The organism is Streptomyces griseicoloratus (assembly GCF_014534645.1).
In the GTDB taxonomy this organism is placed as follows: domain Bacteria; phylum Actinomycetota; class Actinomycetes; order Streptomycetales; family Streptomycetaceae; genus Streptomyces; species Streptomyces griseicoloratus.
The window spans coordinates 197593-213266 of the sequence record NZ_JACVQF010000187.1; the positions used below are offsets into that span (position 1 = coordinate 197593).

Sequence of the window (15674 nt, forward strand, 5' to 3'; positions counted from 1 at the left end):
GTCAGGCCAGCTTCTTGAGCAGCTCGGCGGCGAGCGGTGCGGAGGAGGCCGGGTTCTGGCCGGTGACCAGGTTGCGGTCGACGACCACGTTCGGCGCCCACGGCTCGCCGGCCCTGACGTTCACACCGGCCTCGGTGAGGCGGTCCTGCAGCAGCCACTTCGCCTTGTCGGCGAAGCCGCCCTGGGTCTCCTCCTCGTTGGTGAACGCGGCGACGTCGTAGCCCTTGAAGGAGTTCGAGCCGTCGTCCTTGGTCGCGGCGAGCAGCGCGGCCGGACCGTGGCACACCACACCGAGCGGCTTGCCCAACTCCAGGGCCAGGGTGAGGACCTCACCGGACGTGGCGTCGACGGCCAGGTCCTCCATCGGGCCGTGGCCGCCGGGGTAGAAGACGGCGGCGTAGTCGTCGAGGTTCACGTCCTCCAGCTTGACCGGGGACTGCAGCTCGGTCATCGAGGCCAGGGTGTTCGCGATCTTGTCGGCGCCCTCCTGGCCGCCGTTGACCTGGGGGGCGAGGCTTGCCTTGTCGACGGTGGGGACGACGCCGCCCGGGGTGGCGACGACGATCTCGTGGCCCGCCGCCTTGAATGCCTCGTACGGGGCGACGGCCTCCTCCGCCCAGAAACCGGTGGGGTGCTTGGTGCCGTCGGCCAGCGTCCAGTGGTCGGCGCCGGTGACAACGAAGAGGATCTTCGACATGAGGTGGTTTCTCCGGGGGTGCGGATCCCGTACGGGATCGGGGACGGTGCATCGCGCTGACGTTCTTGAGGTTCTGACACTTCGCACTCGGTCCGTCAGTGCGGTGATGTCCTCGAAGGTAGGACTCCTCCCCCATTGGAATCCAATAGGCTCGTACATGTGAGAGATAGAGGAACCAATGGGAGGCCGGGAATGGCCGCGCCCCAGGGGAGCGGCCTTCCCGACCTGAATCTGCTGCGCACGTTCCTCGCGGTGTACCGGGCCGGCGCCTTCACTGCAGGCGCCCGCATGCTGGGCCTGTCGCAGCCCACGGTCACCACCCAGATCCGCTCGTTGGAGAACCAGCTGGGCCGGGAGCTGTTCGAGCGGCTCCCGCGTGGCGTCGCCCCGACCCCGTTCGCGGACGAACTCGCCGCGCGCGTCATGGAGCCGCTGGACGCGCTCGGCACGGTCGGCGGCTTCGGCGGGCTTTTCGGCGAGGGCGACGCGGACCCCGTTCACCTGGCGGGCCCGGCCGAGTACCTCTCGCACTGCGTGCTGCCGACGCTTGCCCCGCTCATCGACAAGGGTGTGCGCCTTCGCTTCACGTTCGGCCTCACCGACGATCTCCTGGAGGCACTGCGTGCGGGACGGCACGACCTGGTGGTGGCCACGCTGCGCCCCCGCGGCCGCAGCCTCGCCTCGGTTCCCCTGACGGACGAGGAGTTCGTGCTGGTCGCCGCTCCGCCGTGGGCCGACCGCATCGGTTCGCGCCTCGCGACCGAGGGCCCCGCGGCGCTGCACGGCGTCCCCCTCATCTCGTACGCCGAGGATGTGCCGATCGTCCGCCGCTACTGGCGGCACGTCTTCGGCAAGCGCCTGACCTGCACCCCCGCCGTCACGGTGCCGGACCTGCGCGCGGTCAAGAGCGCCGTGGCGGGCGGCGCCGGATACAGCGTGCTCCCCCGCTACCTGTGCGCCGACGAGCTGGCCTCCGGCGCCCTGGTCCTCCTGAACGACCCGGACGATGCCCCCATCAACACCGGTTTCCTCGTCCAGCGCCCCGGCTCATCGACGAACCCGCACGTCGCCCTCGTACGCGACCATCTTCTCCGGTCCGCCCGCGGGACATGAGGCGGACGGGCAGGGGCCCGGCACGGCAGCCGCGTTGTCTCGTGCCCGCCGGGTCGGTCGTCGCCGGGGGAAGACAAGGGCCGCTGCCGTCCGTTGAGCCGGCGGTGGCATTGATCCGTTCACCCGAAATGCGTTGGGGCCCAGGCCTACAATCGGCCGGGATGTCGAGTCCGGTCGAGGGGACTGCACGAAGTGTCGCTGAGGGATGAGCCCCAAGAGGTCGTCGTCTGTGTGGCGGAGGATCACGCCGTCGTGATCGGTGCTCCTTCACGGGCGAAGCGTTCACGTTGGGGGCGCTGGGTTGCCGACCTCACCCCCAGCGAATGGACGGCTCTCGCAAAGACACTGGACCCTGCGGTGCGGGCCTTCATCGAGGCTCGGCGTCTGACCGGCCACCTGGTCGAAGTCGACCAGGTCTCTCGCAAAATGATGAAGGCCGGCAGGGTGATCGCCGAGGAGGGCGGCTGGATCCAGAGCACCATCCGGAACAACCAGGGCCGAGTGACGCGCCTGATGCGTGTCCGTCCCGCCACGGGTGTCGCCGCCGTGTCAGGTGGGGCAGCCGTCCTGGGTGCCATCGCGGCTCAGGCTCAGGCTGCCGAGATGGCCCGCGACATCAAGGCCATCCGACAGCGGCTGGCCGAGCTCTACGACCATCTGCAGTCCGACCACATCGGTGCTGTCGAGAACGCCGTCGAGCAGGTCGAGGATCTGGTGGCGCGGCTGCGTACCCATGGTGAGCGTGGCGTCGAGGCAAGCGACTTCTCGGTCATGAGGAACAGCCTGGGTGACACGAGACGCAAGTGCCTTCGCCATCTTCAGGATGCGGTCACGCGACTGGAAAACGCCGGACAGAGGTCCCTGCGTCAGGCGGAGAAGAGCCTGAGCGAGGGGGCTGTGGAAGAGGTAATGCTGCACCTCGACCTGATGGCGAAGTGCTATGCAGCCACGGTCCAGTTCGGACTCGCCCAGATCGCCTTCGATTACCACGAGGGCAAGCCTGACGTCGCCAGGACCCGAGCTGAGCGGATCACCAGGTCCGTCTCCGAGCTCCGTGCCGAGATCGAGAACATCCACGGCCGGCTCGGCCGGCTCGACGAGGACGTCCGAGCCCGGTTCCGGACCCCGAAGCACATGAACTTGCTGTCTTCGGCATCATCGGTGATCACGGCCGCCACGTCTGCCGCCGCGAAACAGCTGGCAGGGAAATCCGTGCCCCTGGGGCAGTTTCGTGGAACCCCGGTCTCGCTCCCCGCGGCTCCATTCGCCGTCGGTGGCGGCGCACTGCTCCTGGGAGGCCTCGGCGCCATGACGCAGCCCCATGCGGAGAAGAAGCTGGTCGAACGTCTGGGGCAGCTGTCAGGAGCCACGGGCAGAAGCTCCCGGACCCTCCGCCAAGCGGCACCGAACCTCGAGGTGCTCCGAGCCCTGCCCGAAGCCCTTGCCGGACCTGAGGACACGCGAACAGGCGAGCGCGGCGGCGGGCCACCAGGAACGTGAGCCGGCCGATGTCCCGGCATGCGAAGGCGGTGGCGCCGCTTGCTGCGGCGTTGACGGGTCAGGCGCGGAGCAGGTCGGTCGAGACGGTCCAGAGACGCTTGGCGGTGGCGGGATCGAGCGCCCATTCCTTGACACCGTGCGGGTGCTGCGCGAGGTCGGCGTCGTTCGGCACCGTGTAGGCCTCTTGCGCATCGTCGAGGTAGTGGCCTCCGGAGTGGGCGAACTGAGGGGCGACGGCCGCGACGATGCTGGTGGCGGCCCCCTGCTCGACCGTTTTGTACGTGAAGACTCCGGCGGCCTCGGCCGCGTCGAGCGACTCCCGCTGTTCTGGTGTGAAGTTCCGCTGCAGTCCCGTCGCGATACCACCGGGGTTCACCGCGTTGGCGACGATGCCGTCGGACGCCCAGAGGCGGGTCGCCTCGACGGCGAAGAGGGAGTTCGCCGTCTTCGACTGGGCGTAAGCAATCTGCGGGTCGTAGCTGCGGCGCTCGAAGTGGAGGTCGTCGAAGTCGATGCCGGAACGCATGTGTGCCGTCGAACTGACCGAGACGATCCGTGCTCCGTCGCGGTCTGCCGCTCCCAGCGCCAGGGCACCGTGAAGGCCGGTGGCCAGCGCGAAGTGGCCGAGGTGGTTCGTCGCGAACTGCAGCTCCCAGCCCTCATGCGTTCGTTCGAGGCCACCGGTGACCACGCCGGCGTTGTTGATGAGCAGGTGGAGCGGGCCGGCCCACGCGTCGACGAATCGCGTGACGGAGGCTCTGTCGGCAAGGTCGAGCCGGACGACTCGGGGCCGGATCCCTCCGGTCGACTTCGCGATCCTGTCGGCAACGGCGTCACCCGCAGTCGTGTTCCGTACGGCGAGCGTCGTTTCCGCCCCGGCGGCGGTCAGCGCACGAGCCGTCTCGATTCCGAGTCCGGAGGAAGCTCCCGTCACGATCGCGCGGACACCGGCAAGGCCGACGCCCCGCAGTACTTCGTCCGCGGTGCTGGAGGCGGTGAAGGGGGTGGTGATGAGGGTGCGAGTGACCATGACACGGACTATACGCACTGTACTTGATTTGTATAGTTCGTTTCTCGCTCGTATGCTCGCTCCATGAGCAGTCCCGATGCCGGCCATCCGCTGTCGACAGCCGCCGATGCCGACCGCCGAACCCTGGTTCTGGACTCCGCCATGGCCACGTTCGCGCGATTCGGATACCGGAAGACCTCGATGGAGGAGGTGGCACGGGCGGCGCACATCTCCCGGCCCGGTCTCTACTTCCTCTTCTCTTCGAAGGAGGCCCTGTTCCGTGCCGCGGTCACCCAGGCCCTGGAGCGGGACATCACAGCAGTCGAACACGTCCTGGCCGACACCGGCCGCCCCCTTCCGGAGCGCCTCGTGGAAGCGTTCGACCAGTGGGCGGGCCGCTACATCGGCCCGCTGTCGCGCGATGTCGCGGCGGTCATCGAGGACAACCCCGGCCTCCTCGGAGAGATCGTCGAAACCACGCCGCGGCGTTTCGAGGAACTGATCACGAACGCGATCGCCCTCGAGTCGGGGCAAGAGGCGGCCGCCTCCATCGCGCAGACGATGATCAGCACATCTATCGGTCTCAAGCATCAGGCTGCATCACGGGAGTTCTACCTCGACCGGCTGAAGGTCGCCATCGCTCTACTGGTGCGCTGAAGAGGTTCCCGGCATTGGCGCAGGAGAACGGGGCGGCGATGCCTGCGTGGGCGAACGTGGCCGGCGGCGGCGTACAACCCTTCGTGACACCAGGCCCTGCCCCCCGGGAGCGTCCCGCGCGTCTCTGCCGTTGTGCCAGAAGATGACATGGACCGGTCGGACGCCGTCGCCCTCGCAATACGGCGACAGCCCGGCGCAGCGCTCGTAGGATGCCTGGATGCCCAAGCCGATACGGATGAGCCGCCGCGCCTCGGTTGCCGCGTGGGTGGTGCTGTGCGCAGGCGGTATCGCCGCCACCGCCGGACCGAACGCCTCCTCGGCAGCGGACCCGCAGCCCGAGGAGCCTGTCAGCGCCGAGTGCGCCGAGTACATCGCGGACATCGAGAGCCGGCTGGCCAAGGCCGAGCAGGAAGGCAAGGGAGACGGAGTGCTGGCCTTCTCGCGAGTCCGGGTCGGCACCGAGGACGACTGCCGCGACGAGCTCCGCAACCATTTGCGTGGCGATCGGTGAGCCGCCGTACATGGCTCGCCGCGATGGCAGGGCCGGCCTGCGTCGGTGCCGGGGTGATCATCGCCGTGGGCGCCGCATCGGAACCGGAGCCGCGGCCCACGCCGCCGCGGGTGTACTCCTCCTGCCTGGCGGCCGACACGAAGCCGGTGCCTGCGAACGACGAGCCGTGCGACGGCCGTTGAAGACCGGCTACGACCACTGACCGTGGAATCCATCATCCAGGCGCCCGCGCCCGGGGCGATCAGCCCCGTCTCGCAGGCGAAGACGACGGCCTGGACGGGGTCTGCGGTAATCGGTCAGCAGGCGCCTCCCGTGGTCGGCTTGCGGACGCCGGTACGTGCTGCCCGTCCCGCCGCTTGCCGGGTGCTGCGGGGCCGCGTTCCCTAGGACTTGCGTTCGCCGGTCTTCGGCTGGTCGTGTCCGGCGGACTCCATGAAGTCCAGCATGAGGTGGTTCACCTTTTCGGCGTGGTCTATTTGCGGTCCGTGGCCCGTGCCGGCGACGACCTCGACCCGGGCGCCCGGTATCAGCCGGGGAATGCGCTCGGCCTGCCGCTGCGGATGCAGTATCAGGCTGCGCTGTCCGAGTACCAGGTACAGCGGCGTGCGGATGCCGGCCAGTTCGGCGTCGGACAGGGGCAGTGGCGCCGGGCGGCGGATGCGGAAGGCGCTTCTGCTCGCGTGAACCATGGCGCGCAGTTCTGGTACGACCAGTACGGGCTGGTCGAGCCAGGCCGCGAGCCGGGGTCGCAGCGCTCTGGGGGCAAAGGTCGCGAAGAGACTGATGAAGATCCAGGTGAAGAAGCGCAGCCCCACTTTCTCCAGGCCGCCGGGGTCGAGGAGCGTGGCCGAGGCGAGGCGTTCGGGTTTGCGGTGTGCCTGGTTGAGGGCGAGCCAGCCGCCGTAGGAGGAGCCGACGAGGTGCACGTGGTCGAGTCCGAGCGCGGCCAGGGTCTCGTCCAGCCACTGTGCGGCGTGCTCGGGCTGGTGGATCGGGGCGCGCTGCTCGCTGCGGCCGGGGTCGCCCGGAGTGTCGAGTGCGTAGACGGGGCGCACGGCACTCAGTGCGCGGGTGTTCGGGTACCACATGGCGGAGCAGGAGCCCGCGCCGTGCAGGAGGACGACGGGTGTGCGATCGCGGGCGGCCGCATCGGCGGGGTCGTACCGGTAGACGTGCGTGGTACCGAAGGACGTTTCCACGTCCTGCTCCGCGGACGCGGTTGCTCCCAGCGCATAGACCGCGTCGCAGGCTGCAAAGTAGCGCTCACGTCGGACGTCACTGACGTAGCGGCCGACATCAGCCGGGGGACGCGGTACGGACTCGGGCACGGCCACCTCCGAGGGGCTGGATCGTTCGTGATACGAACGTATCACGACTATGGTACGACCGTATCAACAACGAGGCTGTGTGCAGCCTCGGCAGCGTCGGCTCAGGGAAGTGGAGAAGCGGATCGTGCCCAAGCGGGTGGACCATGCGGAACGGCGAACCGAGATCGCGGAGGCCCTGGTCCGCGCCTCCGGGCGGCTCGGCCTCCATGCGGTGGGGATGCGTGACGTGGCGGCGGAAGCAGGGGTGTCCCTACGGCTGGTGCAGTACTACTTCGAGTCCAAGGAGAAGCTGCTCCTGTTCGGGCTGCGGCACGTTGCGGAACGCTTCGGGCAGCGGGTGGCCGCCCGCGTCCGGGCGGCCGGGGACGATCCGGGACCGCGCGCGGTCGTCGAGGCCCTGCTCTGGGCAGCGCTGCCCACCGACGAGGAGAGCCGCGTGTTCCACCACCTGTACACCGCCTACGCGGTCCTGGCGGTCACCGACGAGACGCTTGCGGCCCAGCCGTACATCAAGGAACCCGACACCGCCGAGGCCACCGTCACGAAGCTGCTCACGCGGGCGGCGACGGACGGGCAGCTGCGGCCCGGAGCGGATCCGCAGGCGGAGGCGATCAGCTTGCTGGCCATGTCCGCAGGACTGGGCACCAGCGTCCTGGTGGGCCAACGCAGCGCAGAGTCCGCGGCCGCGGTCCTCTCCTACCACCTCGACCGGATCTTCCTCACCCCCGCGGGCCGGGCCCGGACGCAGCCCGCGCAGAAACCATGAGCCACCTGTGCGCCGGACAGGTGGGCCAGGCCGCCCGCTTGAGGCATCCCGCTAAGACATCCCGTGAGGCGGGCGCAGGCATTCGGCGCTTCGCGGTGCTCATCTGCTCGGGGATGGCCTGGATCAGCCGGTGTCGAGGCCGTCGATCAGGCGGTTGAGGAACCGGGTGAAGGTGGCTTCGGGGGTGAGGGGGCGCCCGGGGGCGGAGAGGGCTTCGGCGAGTTCCGGGTGGTGGCCGTCCGCGGCGACAGCGGCGAGGTAGCGGGCTTCGGCGGCGGCCCGGTCGGGGGACTGCGAGGCTGCGGCCTGCGCGATCTCATGGGCGACGTGTCCGGCCACGAATGCTGTGAGCTGGGCGAAGATCTCCAGCTTCGCCCTGCCGTCCAGTCCGGTGGGCCGCAGGGCGGCGAGCGCGTGTTCCAGGAAGGCCAGGGTGTTGGGTCCAGGGATGCGGCGGGCGGACAGGGCGGCGGGCAGCCAGGGGTGTCGCAGCATGAGGGCGCGCTGAAGGTGGGCGAGGGCCTTCAGGTCGGCGCGCCAGTCGCCGGTGAGCGTGGTGGTGGTCGGCAGTTCGCCGCTGACCTGGTCGACCATCAGATTCAGCAACGTCTCCTTGTCGGGGGCGTAGCTGTAGAGCGACATGACGCCGGCTCCGACCCGTGCGGCGACTTTCCGCATGGTGACCGCGTCGAGCCCTTCGGTGTCCGCCAGGGTGACGGCCGCCGCGGTGATCGCCTCTCGGCTGTAGGCAGGCTTGCGGCCCCTGCGGGGCTGGACGGGGGTCAGCCAGAGTTGCTGAGGGTCGACGCCCGGGGCGCCGGCTCCTCCGTCACGGGACATGGTCACGTTCCTTCTTGATCGGCGGCCCTTGCGGGCCCCAGTCAAGCATCCTCTATTCTCGTACATCGTACGGAAATGCAGGAGGGGAACGATGACATCACGCACGCACGGTCCTGTGCCGAGGCCGGCCTGGGCACCGCCCGCGGGGAAACCGCCCCTTGCCTCACGGATGATGAGGGCGACATGGCGCCGTCTCCCGGCCCGACTGCACGATGCCGGGTGGGAGCCGGGGCTGGTGGTACCGGCCGCCGATGGCAGCCCGCTGATCACGGACCACTACTTCCCTCGCGCAGAGGGTGACTTCCCCACCCTCCTGGTCCGCTCGCCGTACGGCCGAGGCGTGCCGTGGTCCCCCATGTACGGCCTGCTCTTCGCCGAACAGGGCTTTCACGTGGTCCTGCAGAGCTGCCGCGGCACCGGCGGGTCGGGGGGCGCGTTCGACTTGTGGCGCAACGAGGCCGCCGACGGCCGGGCCACGGTGTCCTGGCTGCGCGAGCAGCCCTGGTTCAACGGAACACTGGGGACCGTCGGCCCCAGTTACCTGGGCTACGTGCAATGGGCCCTCGCCATGGACCCGCCGCCGGAACTGAAGGCGATGGTGGTGCAGGTGGGCCTGCATGATCCCTACGCCCTGTTCCACGCGCACGGTGCGCTGCGCCTGGAGACCGCCCTCGCCGTCGGTGTAGGCATGACCTACCAGCACCAGGGCATGGCACCGTTCCTGAGGGCGACGCTGCGCCTGCAACGACGCCTGCGTGATGTCATCACCGCGCAGCCGCTGCGCGGGGCGTACGCGTCGGCCCTCGGGGGCGAAGTGCCCTGGCTGGACGATGTGATGACGCACCCGGACGCCGAGGACCCGTACTGGCGCGGCGCGTCCCTGGCCGAGGCGGCGGAACGACTCGGCGTGCCCACGAGTCTGATCACCGGATGGCACGACACACTGGCCGACCAGACCTTCGAGCAGTACGACCGGCTGCGTCGGGCCGGATGCGAGACCGCCCTGCTCGTCGGCCCCTGGACCCACACCTCCGCTCTGCAGCAGGGATGGCCCGAGGTGTTCGCCGAGAGCCTCGCCTGGCTGCGCGCTCACCTGTGCGCCGATCCCTCCGGCCTGCGTCCCACAAGGGTGCGCGTGCACGTCGGCGGCGAGAACGCCTGGCGGAACCTCGACGACTGGCCGCCGGCCACGGCCGTCAGCCCGTGGTTTCCCACCGCGCAGGGACATCTCACCCGGCAGGCTCCCACGGACTCCGCACCCTTGACGTCCTTCTGCTACGACCCCGGCGACCCCACCCCGTCCCTGGGCGGCCCCCTGCTCTCCCGTACCGCCGGTCCTCGCGACAACAGCAGCCTGGAGGCTCGGGAAGACGTACTGACGTTCACCGGTCCTCCGCTGACCGAGCCCGTGGACATTCTCGGGCCGGTCTCGGCGCGGTTGAGCATCTCCACGGACACCGGTCATGCCGACGTCTTCACCCGCCTGTGCGACGTGGACACACAGGGCCGCTCCGTCAACATCTGTGACGGGCTGGGCCGGCTGCGGACGGATGGGCAGGAGCCGTCGCAGATCACCGTGCCGATGAGCTCGACCGCCCACAGATTTGCCGTCGGTCACCGCATACGCTGGCAGATCAGCGGAGGCGCCCATCCGCGCTTCGCCCGCAGTACCGGCAACGGGGAGTCGCCGGTGGACGCCACCGCCTTCACTCCGGTACGCATCACGGTTCACGCGGATTCGGCGCTGGTGCTTGCGATGCACGCCCGCGGTTCCGGTCTCGGCCCTGCGGGGAACGGCTGACCGGCCGGACCCGACGGCCCGGCCCGGCTCACTCCTCGGCGCGGTCTACGTCGTCCGGGCCGACCGTCTCCGGGTTGCAGCGGCAGCCGGGCACGCCACGCACGTGCCCGGCGCCGGCGGTGGTGACCGTCGGCGCCGGGCGTCAGCTACGAGCTGAGCGGGTCCTGTTTCACTGCCCGGGCCGTGAACGCCGTCCCTGCCCGGTTCAGGGTGCCAGCACGACCCTGCCGAACACCTTGCCCGCGTCCATCTGGTGGTGGGCCAGCGCCGCCTGGTCCAGAGGCAGCACCTCGTGCACGACCGTGCGCAGGTCCCCGTGCGCAGCATCGGCGAACTGGGTCGCCCGCACGGCCTGCCGGTCGGGGCCGGGCACGGTGTCGGAGCTGAAGGTGGCGAACGACAGGGACCTGCGGAAGGCGTTCATCAGCCGCATGCCGAAGTCCGCCGGCGGCTGCCCGCCGACCACACCGACAGCCACGTACCGCCCGTTGGGGTTCAACTTGTCCAGGAAAAGGGGAAGCTGGGGACCTCCCACGACATCGATCACCACGTCGAAGCCCGCCGGTGCGTCCGGGCCGCCCTCGCCGGAGCGGTCGAGGACATGGGTCGCGCCCAGGTCGCGCAGGCGGGCGCCGCGCTCCGCCGACGAGGTGGTGACCGCCACCGCGCCCGCGCCGCCCCTGGCTGCGAGCTGGACCGCGGTGATTCCGATGCTGCCCGCCGCACCGCGCACGAGCACCGTCTCACCGGGCGTGCAACCGGCCCGGTCCAGGGCGAAGTGGGCGACCACGCCGGAGCTGCCGAGGGTCACCGCGTCGGCGCCGGTCAGGCCGTCGGGCAGTGCAAGGACGTCCTCGACCGCGGCGACGGCCCGCTCGGCGTACCCACCGGACAGGCCGGTGAACGCCCACACCCGCCGCCCGATCCACGAGGCGTCCACGCCCTCCCCCACCGCGGTGACCCTTCCCGCGACCTCGCTGCCGAGGAGATGGCCCTCCCGGAAGCCGTAGGCGGGGAGCGTTCCCCGGCGGATCACGGCGTCCACGCCGCCCACCCCGACCGCCTCCGTGGCGATCAGCACCTGCCCCGGGGCGGGGACGGGGGCGGGCAAGTCGACGACCTCCAGACCATCGGGGTTGCCGAACTCCCTGATCACGACGGCTTTCATCTCTGCTCCTCGGGTCGGTGGAGGGACGGATCGCGGTTGCTGCGGTCATGGGCGTCGAGCCGGTCTCCCACAGCGCGCGGTGCCGGCACGGGGCGGTGTCACCGCCATCGGACCGTAACGGACGCCCCCGTCCGTTTGGCTAAAGTGAGAGGCCATGACCGACCGTTTGCCTCACGCCGTGCGCTCCGACGCCCGCGACAACCGTGCCCGCATCCTGGAGGCCGCCCGCGCGGTGTTCGGCGAGGAGGGCCTGAGTGCGCCCATGCGCGAGGTCGCCCGGCATGCGGGCGTCGGCCCCGCCACGCTGTACCGGCACTTCGCGACCAAGCAGGCACTGATCGTGGAGACCTTCGCCGAGCAGCGGCGAGCCTGCCATGCCGCCGTCCGCGACGCCCTTGCGGACCCGGACCCGTGGCACGGGTTCCGGAGCCTGGTCGAGCGGATCTGCGAACTCCACGCGCACAGCCGGGGATTCGCCGACGCCTTCATGACGGCCTTCCCCGAGGCCATGGACTTCGCCGCCGACCGGGAGCAGACGCTGCGCGCGGTCAGCGAACTGGCCCGCCGTGCCCAGGAGACCGGCCGGCTGCGCCCCGGCTTCGTCGTCGACGACCTGGTCCTCATGCTCATGGCCCACCGGGGCCTCCAGGACACGCCGCGCGCGGCCCGGGTCGCGGCCTCCCGCCGCTTCGCCGCCTACGTGATCGAGGCGTTCCGCACCGTACCGGGGACGGGAGCGCCCACGCCGCTGCCGCCGGCACCCCGCCTGCAGCTCACCCACTCCCCCGGCACGCAATGAATCCGGGGCTCGGGTCGCGGTGGTCGCCGCGCACTCCGAGGTCGACTGGGACCATCCAACCGTCACCCGGCTGCACGGATCTCGCGCTGCGCCGGAGCGGGACGAGCCCGCAGGGCGACGCGGGACGCCAGGGCGAGGAAGCTGTCATCGTCCGCCGGAAGCGGAGGAGCGCCCGCGGATTCCGTCCAGGAGGTACATGGTGCGGCGGTCGTAGTCGTCCCGAGGGGGCCGCTCGCCGTGCTTGAGGGCGAGGGCGCTGTCGACGACGAGTGCGTGGAGATCGCCCGCCGTGAACTCCGGCCGCAGCGCATCGGAGGCCCGTGCCGCTGCGATGAGCTCTTCGTTGGCCTCGCTTCCGACCCGGCAGATCTCCATGAGCTGCTGCGAGTGCGGATATGTCTGCAGCAGGACGTCGTTGAAGGCGGGCTGGCGGTACTGGAGGTCGCGGATCGCGGTGATGTAGTACGCGATCCGCTCGCCGGCGTCGTCGATGGTCCGCGTGTGCTCGATGACGGCGAACAGCTCACGCGCCACGACCTCTTCGATGACGGCTTCGATGAGGCCGATACGCCCGCCGAACCGGTTGAAGATCGTGGCCTTGCTCACCCCTGCCGCCTTGGCGACCTCCTCCAGCGGCACCGTCAGGCCCTGCCCCTGGAAGGCGCCGATCGCGGCAGAGCGGATCTGCTCGGAATTGCGCCGGGCGTCGGCGCGCAGCCGGGATTCCGAAGGCACCGCACCGGCCATGGCCCTCACCGTCTCTTCCTGTCGCCCGTCGCCGTAATTTGACTCGCCGGGTCAGCTTACCTACGGTCGCAGATCACAAGAGAACTTGACTCGCGTGGTCAACTTACGATTCCGCCCACCACCAAGTCGGACACCGTGGGCGCTCAGGAAGGTCAAGAACATGATCGTTGTCACCGGCGCCACCGGTGGGCTGGGCGGCGCCACCGTCGAGCACCTCCTCAAGCGCGTACCGGCCGGCCAGGTCGGTGTCAGTGTCCGCGACACCGCCAAGGCGCAGCACTTCGCCGACCGCGGCGTGCGCGTGCGGCAGGGCTCCTACGAGGACCCGGCCACGCTGCGTGACTCATTCGCCGGTGCCGAGCAGGTCCTTCTGGTGTCCGGCAACGACCCGGCCGCCGACATGGTCGGCCTGCACCGCAATGCCGTCGAAGCCGCGGTGGCGGCCGGCGCCCGGCGGATCCTCTACACGAGCCAGCAGGGCGCCGTCCCCGGCAACCCGTACCGGCCGTCGGACATCCACATCGCCACCGAGGCGATCCTCGGCGACTGCGGAGTCGCCTGGACCGCACTGCGCAACGGCGCGTACGGCCCGCTCGATCAGGTTCTCGGCCCGTGGCAGCGGACCGGCGTGATCGCCCAGCCGGAAGACGGCCCCGTACCGTATACCGACCGTGCCGACATAGCCGAGGCCACTGCGGTCGTCCTCGCCGGTGACCGCTCCTTCGACGGCCCCGTCACCCTCACCGCGCCGACCGCCGTCACCTTCGACGACTTCACCAAGATCGCCTCAGACCTCACCGGTCGCACCATCAAGCGCGTCGTCCTGGACGACGAACAGTGGGTCGCCGACCAGATCACGATCGGTGTGCCGGAGCAGATGGCCCGGCTCATGCTCACCTGGTACCAGGCAGCCCGCGCGGGCTACTTCGCCGAAGCCGGCCCTCTGCTGGCCGAACTCCTCGGCCGCGAGCCCCGCACCGCCGCAGACCGGCTCGCAGCCCACATCGCCACCTGAACCGAGCTGCTCTCCGATCGCCTGGTTGTCGATCTGGGCACGCCCTTGCCTGAAACGCAGTGGGCGCGGATCGAGCCACTCCTACGCCGGCCAAGGAGACAGAACCTCAGACCCTGCCGTTCGCCGTTGCTGCCGCTTCCATGAGGGCGGCGAGGGAGTCGCGGTGGTCGTGCTCGTTGCACCCGATGACGATGGAGCTCGGCTCGGCGTCGGCGACGGGGACACAGGCCGTACCGGGCGGTGTCGGGGTGACCAGTGAGCGAGGAAGGACTGCGACGACTCGTCCGATCCTGACCATCGGAATCAGTTCGGCGACATCGTTCAGCTCCGGCCCGTCGGATTTCTCATCGGATACGCCACGCCAACGGGGGAAGGTCTCTCCTTCGAGATCCGCGTAGCCGATGCTGGGGAGTTCGGCCAGGCGATGGTCTTCGGGCAGCACCGCGACACGGTCCTCGACGTGGAGCGTTCTGGTCGTGAGGCCGGTGAGGTCGTCGAAGGGTGCGTACAGCAAAGCGGCGTCGGCTCGGCCGTCACGCACGAGGTCTGCTCGTTCTCGACCGGCGTGGAACATGATGTCCACCTGTCTGGCGTCAGGAGTGTTCGCGTACTCCGCGAGCAATCCGGAGAGCAGCCCGGCGTCACCTCCCGGCTTCATGACGAGGCGCAGCGGCCCGGACTCGGCCGCCTGCCGGGTGCTCTGCACGGCGACGGCCATGGCGTTCAACGCGTGCCGGCCCTGCTCGAGCAGGACCGCACCGGCGTCTGTGAGCTTGACGCTCCGGCTGGTCCGGATGAACAACTGCACGCCCAGGCGACCCTCGACGCGCTGGATCGCCTTCGACAGCGCGGGCTGCGCGATGCGCAGGCGCGATGCCGCGCGGCCGAAGTGAAGCTCTTCTGCGACGGCCACGAAGTATCTCAGCTCTCGCACTTCCAGCAGATCCATGCCTTCAGGTTATCAGTTTGCGTTCGGGTGGGTATTGGACGACGTAATCCGGAGCGTGCTTGAGTTGAAGCATGTTCACGCACACCATGCTCGTGTCCTTCGAGAACCGGATCTCAGACGCGGACCTCGATCAGTTCCTGTCCGATATTGAAAAGTCCATGAAAGAGACGGGAGTCGTGCGGAGGTACTCCGCACGGCGCCATGTCCCGGTCGCCGGCGAAGAGGCGATCCCGGCGTTCATCGCAACCGCGGTGCTGGAGTTCGGTGTCGACACCGTCGAAGACCTCGCGACCATGTTCGCCGCGCCGGGCGCCGGCGAGGTGATCCACACCTGGCAGGCACGTCACCCCTACAAGGTGGCGTGGGTGAACCACGAGACCGAGGCATGACGCGACGCGTTCGGCGAGCAGGCACCCGGCGCCCGCTCGGGGACGCCCCGCGAGGCAGAAGGCCGTTGTGCCCATGAGGAGACCACGGACTCACCTCACGGGCGCTCCTCGCCTTGGGGCAGGGGCGAGTCCTCCCCGGTACAAGCTCGCCATCGTCAACTGGCTGGCGATCTATCCGCTGATCACCGTGTTGCTCTGGGTGGCAGCACCCCTGGTGGAACGCCTTCCGGTCTTCGTCACGACCCTGGTGCTTTCGGCCACGCTGGTATCCCTCATGACGTTCGTGGTCATGCCGTTCATGACGCGCCTGTTCGCCCCCTGGCTCGCGCGGACCGGCGGGCGGCAGCGCACCGACAGGTCCTGATCCGCACACTCCCACAGGACT

Annotated in this window: 17 protein-coding genes; 10 read left to right on the top strand and 7 right to left on the bottom strand. The window is 69.8% G+C overall.

The genetic code is table 11. From position 1 onward, the window contains the following. Window position 1 precedes the first annotated feature (1 nt). Window positions 2-697: a type 1 glutamine amidotransferase domain-containing protein gene (locus H0H10_RS14665; protein ID WP_188181362.1), complete on the bottom strand. Its 696-nt coding sequence runs from the start codon at window positions 695-697 to the stop codon at window positions 2-4. Window positions 698-889: 192 nt separating this feature from the next. Between H0H10_RS14665 and H0H10_RS14670 the strand changes: the two genes are divergently transcribed. Next, window positions 890-1810, top strand: coding sequence for a LysR family transcriptional regulator (locus H0H10_RS14670; protein WP_188181363.1), 921 nt, complete (start codon window positions 890-892; stop codon window positions 1808-1810). 192 nt (window positions 1811-2002) lie between these two features. Continuing rightward, window positions 2003-3310, top strand: a complete 1308-nt coding sequence (locus H0H10_RS14675; protein WP_188181364.1) for a hypothetical protein — start codon at window positions 2003-2005, stop codon at window positions 3308-3310. A 58-nt stretch (window positions 3311-3368) separates the two neighbouring features. Here the strand turns inward: H0H10_RS14675 and H0H10_RS14680 are convergent, their stop codons facing one another. Continuing rightward, on the bottom strand, window positions 3369-4340 hold the full coding sequence (locus tag H0H10_RS14680; protein ID WP_188181365.1) for an SDR family NAD(P)-dependent oxidoreductase: 972 nt from the start codon (window positions 4338-4340) through the stop codon (window positions 3369-3371). A 63-nt stretch (window positions 4341-4403) separates the two neighbouring features. On the opposite strand from H0H10_RS14680, the gene H0H10_RS14685 reads away from it, so the two are divergent. Beyond that, window positions 4404-4976: a TetR family transcriptional regulator gene (locus H0H10_RS14685; RefSeq protein ID WP_373566839.1), complete on the top strand. Its 573-nt coding sequence runs from the start codon at window positions 4404-4406 to the stop codon at window positions 4974-4976. A 217-nt stretch (window positions 4977-5193) separates the two neighbouring features. Then, window positions 5194-5487, top strand: coding sequence for a hypothetical protein (locus tag H0H10_RS14690; protein WP_188181366.1), 294 nt, complete (start codon window positions 5194-5196; stop codon window positions 5485-5487). A gap of 383 nt (window positions 5488-5870) precedes the next feature. Here the strand turns inward: H0H10_RS14690 and H0H10_RS14695 are convergent, their stop codons facing one another. Next, window positions 5871-6821 carry an alpha/beta fold hydrolase gene (locus H0H10_RS14695; RefSeq protein WP_188181487.1) on the bottom strand — a complete coding sequence of 317 codons (951 nt, stop codon included), beginning with the start codon at window positions 6819-6821 and terminating at the stop codon, window positions 5871-5873. 118 nt (window positions 6822-6939) lie between these two features. Between H0H10_RS14695 and H0H10_RS14700 the strand changes: the two genes are divergently transcribed. After that, window positions 6940-7581: a TetR/AcrR family transcriptional regulator gene (locus H0H10_RS14700; RefSeq protein ID WP_188181488.1), complete on the top strand. Its 642-nt coding sequence runs from the start codon at window positions 6940-6942 to the stop codon at window positions 7579-7581. A 123-nt stretch (window positions 7582-7704) separates the two neighbouring features. Here the strand turns inward: H0H10_RS14700 and H0H10_RS14705 are convergent, their stop codons facing one another. Beyond that, window positions 7705-8421, bottom strand: a complete 717-nt coding sequence (locus H0H10_RS14705; protein WP_188181367.1) for a TetR/AcrR family transcriptional regulator — start codon at window positions 8419-8421, stop codon at window positions 7705-7707. A 172-nt stretch (window positions 8422-8593) separates the two neighbouring features. Between H0H10_RS14705 and H0H10_RS14710 the strand changes: the two genes are divergently transcribed. After that, on the top strand, window positions 8594-10222 hold the full coding sequence (locus tag H0H10_RS14710) for a CocE/NonD family hydrolase (RefSeq protein WP_223179910.1): 1629 nt from the start codon (window positions 8594-8596) through the stop codon (window positions 10220-10222). 205 nt (window positions 10223-10427) lie between these two features. Here H0H10_RS14710 and H0H10_RS14715 read toward each other — a convergent pair whose 3' ends face one another. Next, entirely contained in the window at window positions 10428-11390 is a 963-nt protein-coding gene (locus tag H0H10_RS14715; protein ID WP_188181369.1) for a zinc-dependent alcohol dehydrogenase family protein, read from the bottom strand. A gap of 154 nt (window positions 11391-11544) precedes the next feature. Here H0H10_RS14715 and H0H10_RS14720 point away from each other — a divergent pair, with 154 nt between their 5' ends. Beyond that, window positions 11545-12189, top strand: coding sequence for a TetR/AcrR family transcriptional regulator (locus H0H10_RS14720; RefSeq protein WP_188181370.1), 645 nt, complete (start codon window positions 11545-11547; stop codon window positions 12187-12189). Between the two features lie 144 nt (window positions 12190-12333). Here the strand turns inward: H0H10_RS14720 and H0H10_RS14725 are convergent, their stop codons facing one another. Continuing rightward, complete coding sequence (locus H0H10_RS14725) at window positions 12334-12936, bottom strand: TetR/AcrR family transcriptional regulator (protein ID WP_188181371.1); 603 nt, start codon at window positions 12934-12936, stop codon at window positions 12334-12336. Between the two features lie 160 nt (window positions 12937-13096). Here H0H10_RS14725 and H0H10_RS14730 point away from each other — a divergent pair, with 160 nt between their 5' ends. Then, window positions 13097-13951, top strand: coding sequence for an NmrA family NAD(P)-binding protein (locus H0H10_RS14730; RefSeq protein ID WP_188181372.1), 855 nt, complete (start codon window positions 13097-13099; stop codon window positions 13949-13951). A 106-nt stretch (window positions 13952-14057) separates the two neighbouring features. Here H0H10_RS14730 and H0H10_RS14735 read toward each other — a convergent pair whose 3' ends face one another. Continuing rightward, entirely contained in the window at window positions 14058-14900 is an 843-nt protein-coding gene (locus H0H10_RS14735; protein ID WP_188181373.1) for a LysR family transcriptional regulator, read from the bottom strand. Window positions 14901-14971: 71 nt separating this feature from the next. On the opposite strand from H0H10_RS14735, the gene H0H10_RS14740 reads away from it, so the two are divergent. After that, entirely contained in the window at window positions 14972-15289 is a 318-nt protein-coding gene (locus H0H10_RS14740) for a hypothetical protein (RefSeq protein ID WP_188181374.1), read from the top strand. Window positions 15290-15362: 73 nt separating this feature from the next. Beyond that, the gene (locus tag H0H10_RS41640) at window positions 15363-15653 is read left to right on the top strand and encodes an antibiotic biosynthesis monooxygenase family protein (protein ID WP_188181375.1); all 291 of its coding nucleotides are present in this window, start codon (window positions 15363-15365) and stop codon (window positions 15651-15653) included. Window positions 15654-15674: the final 21 nt, after the last annotated feature.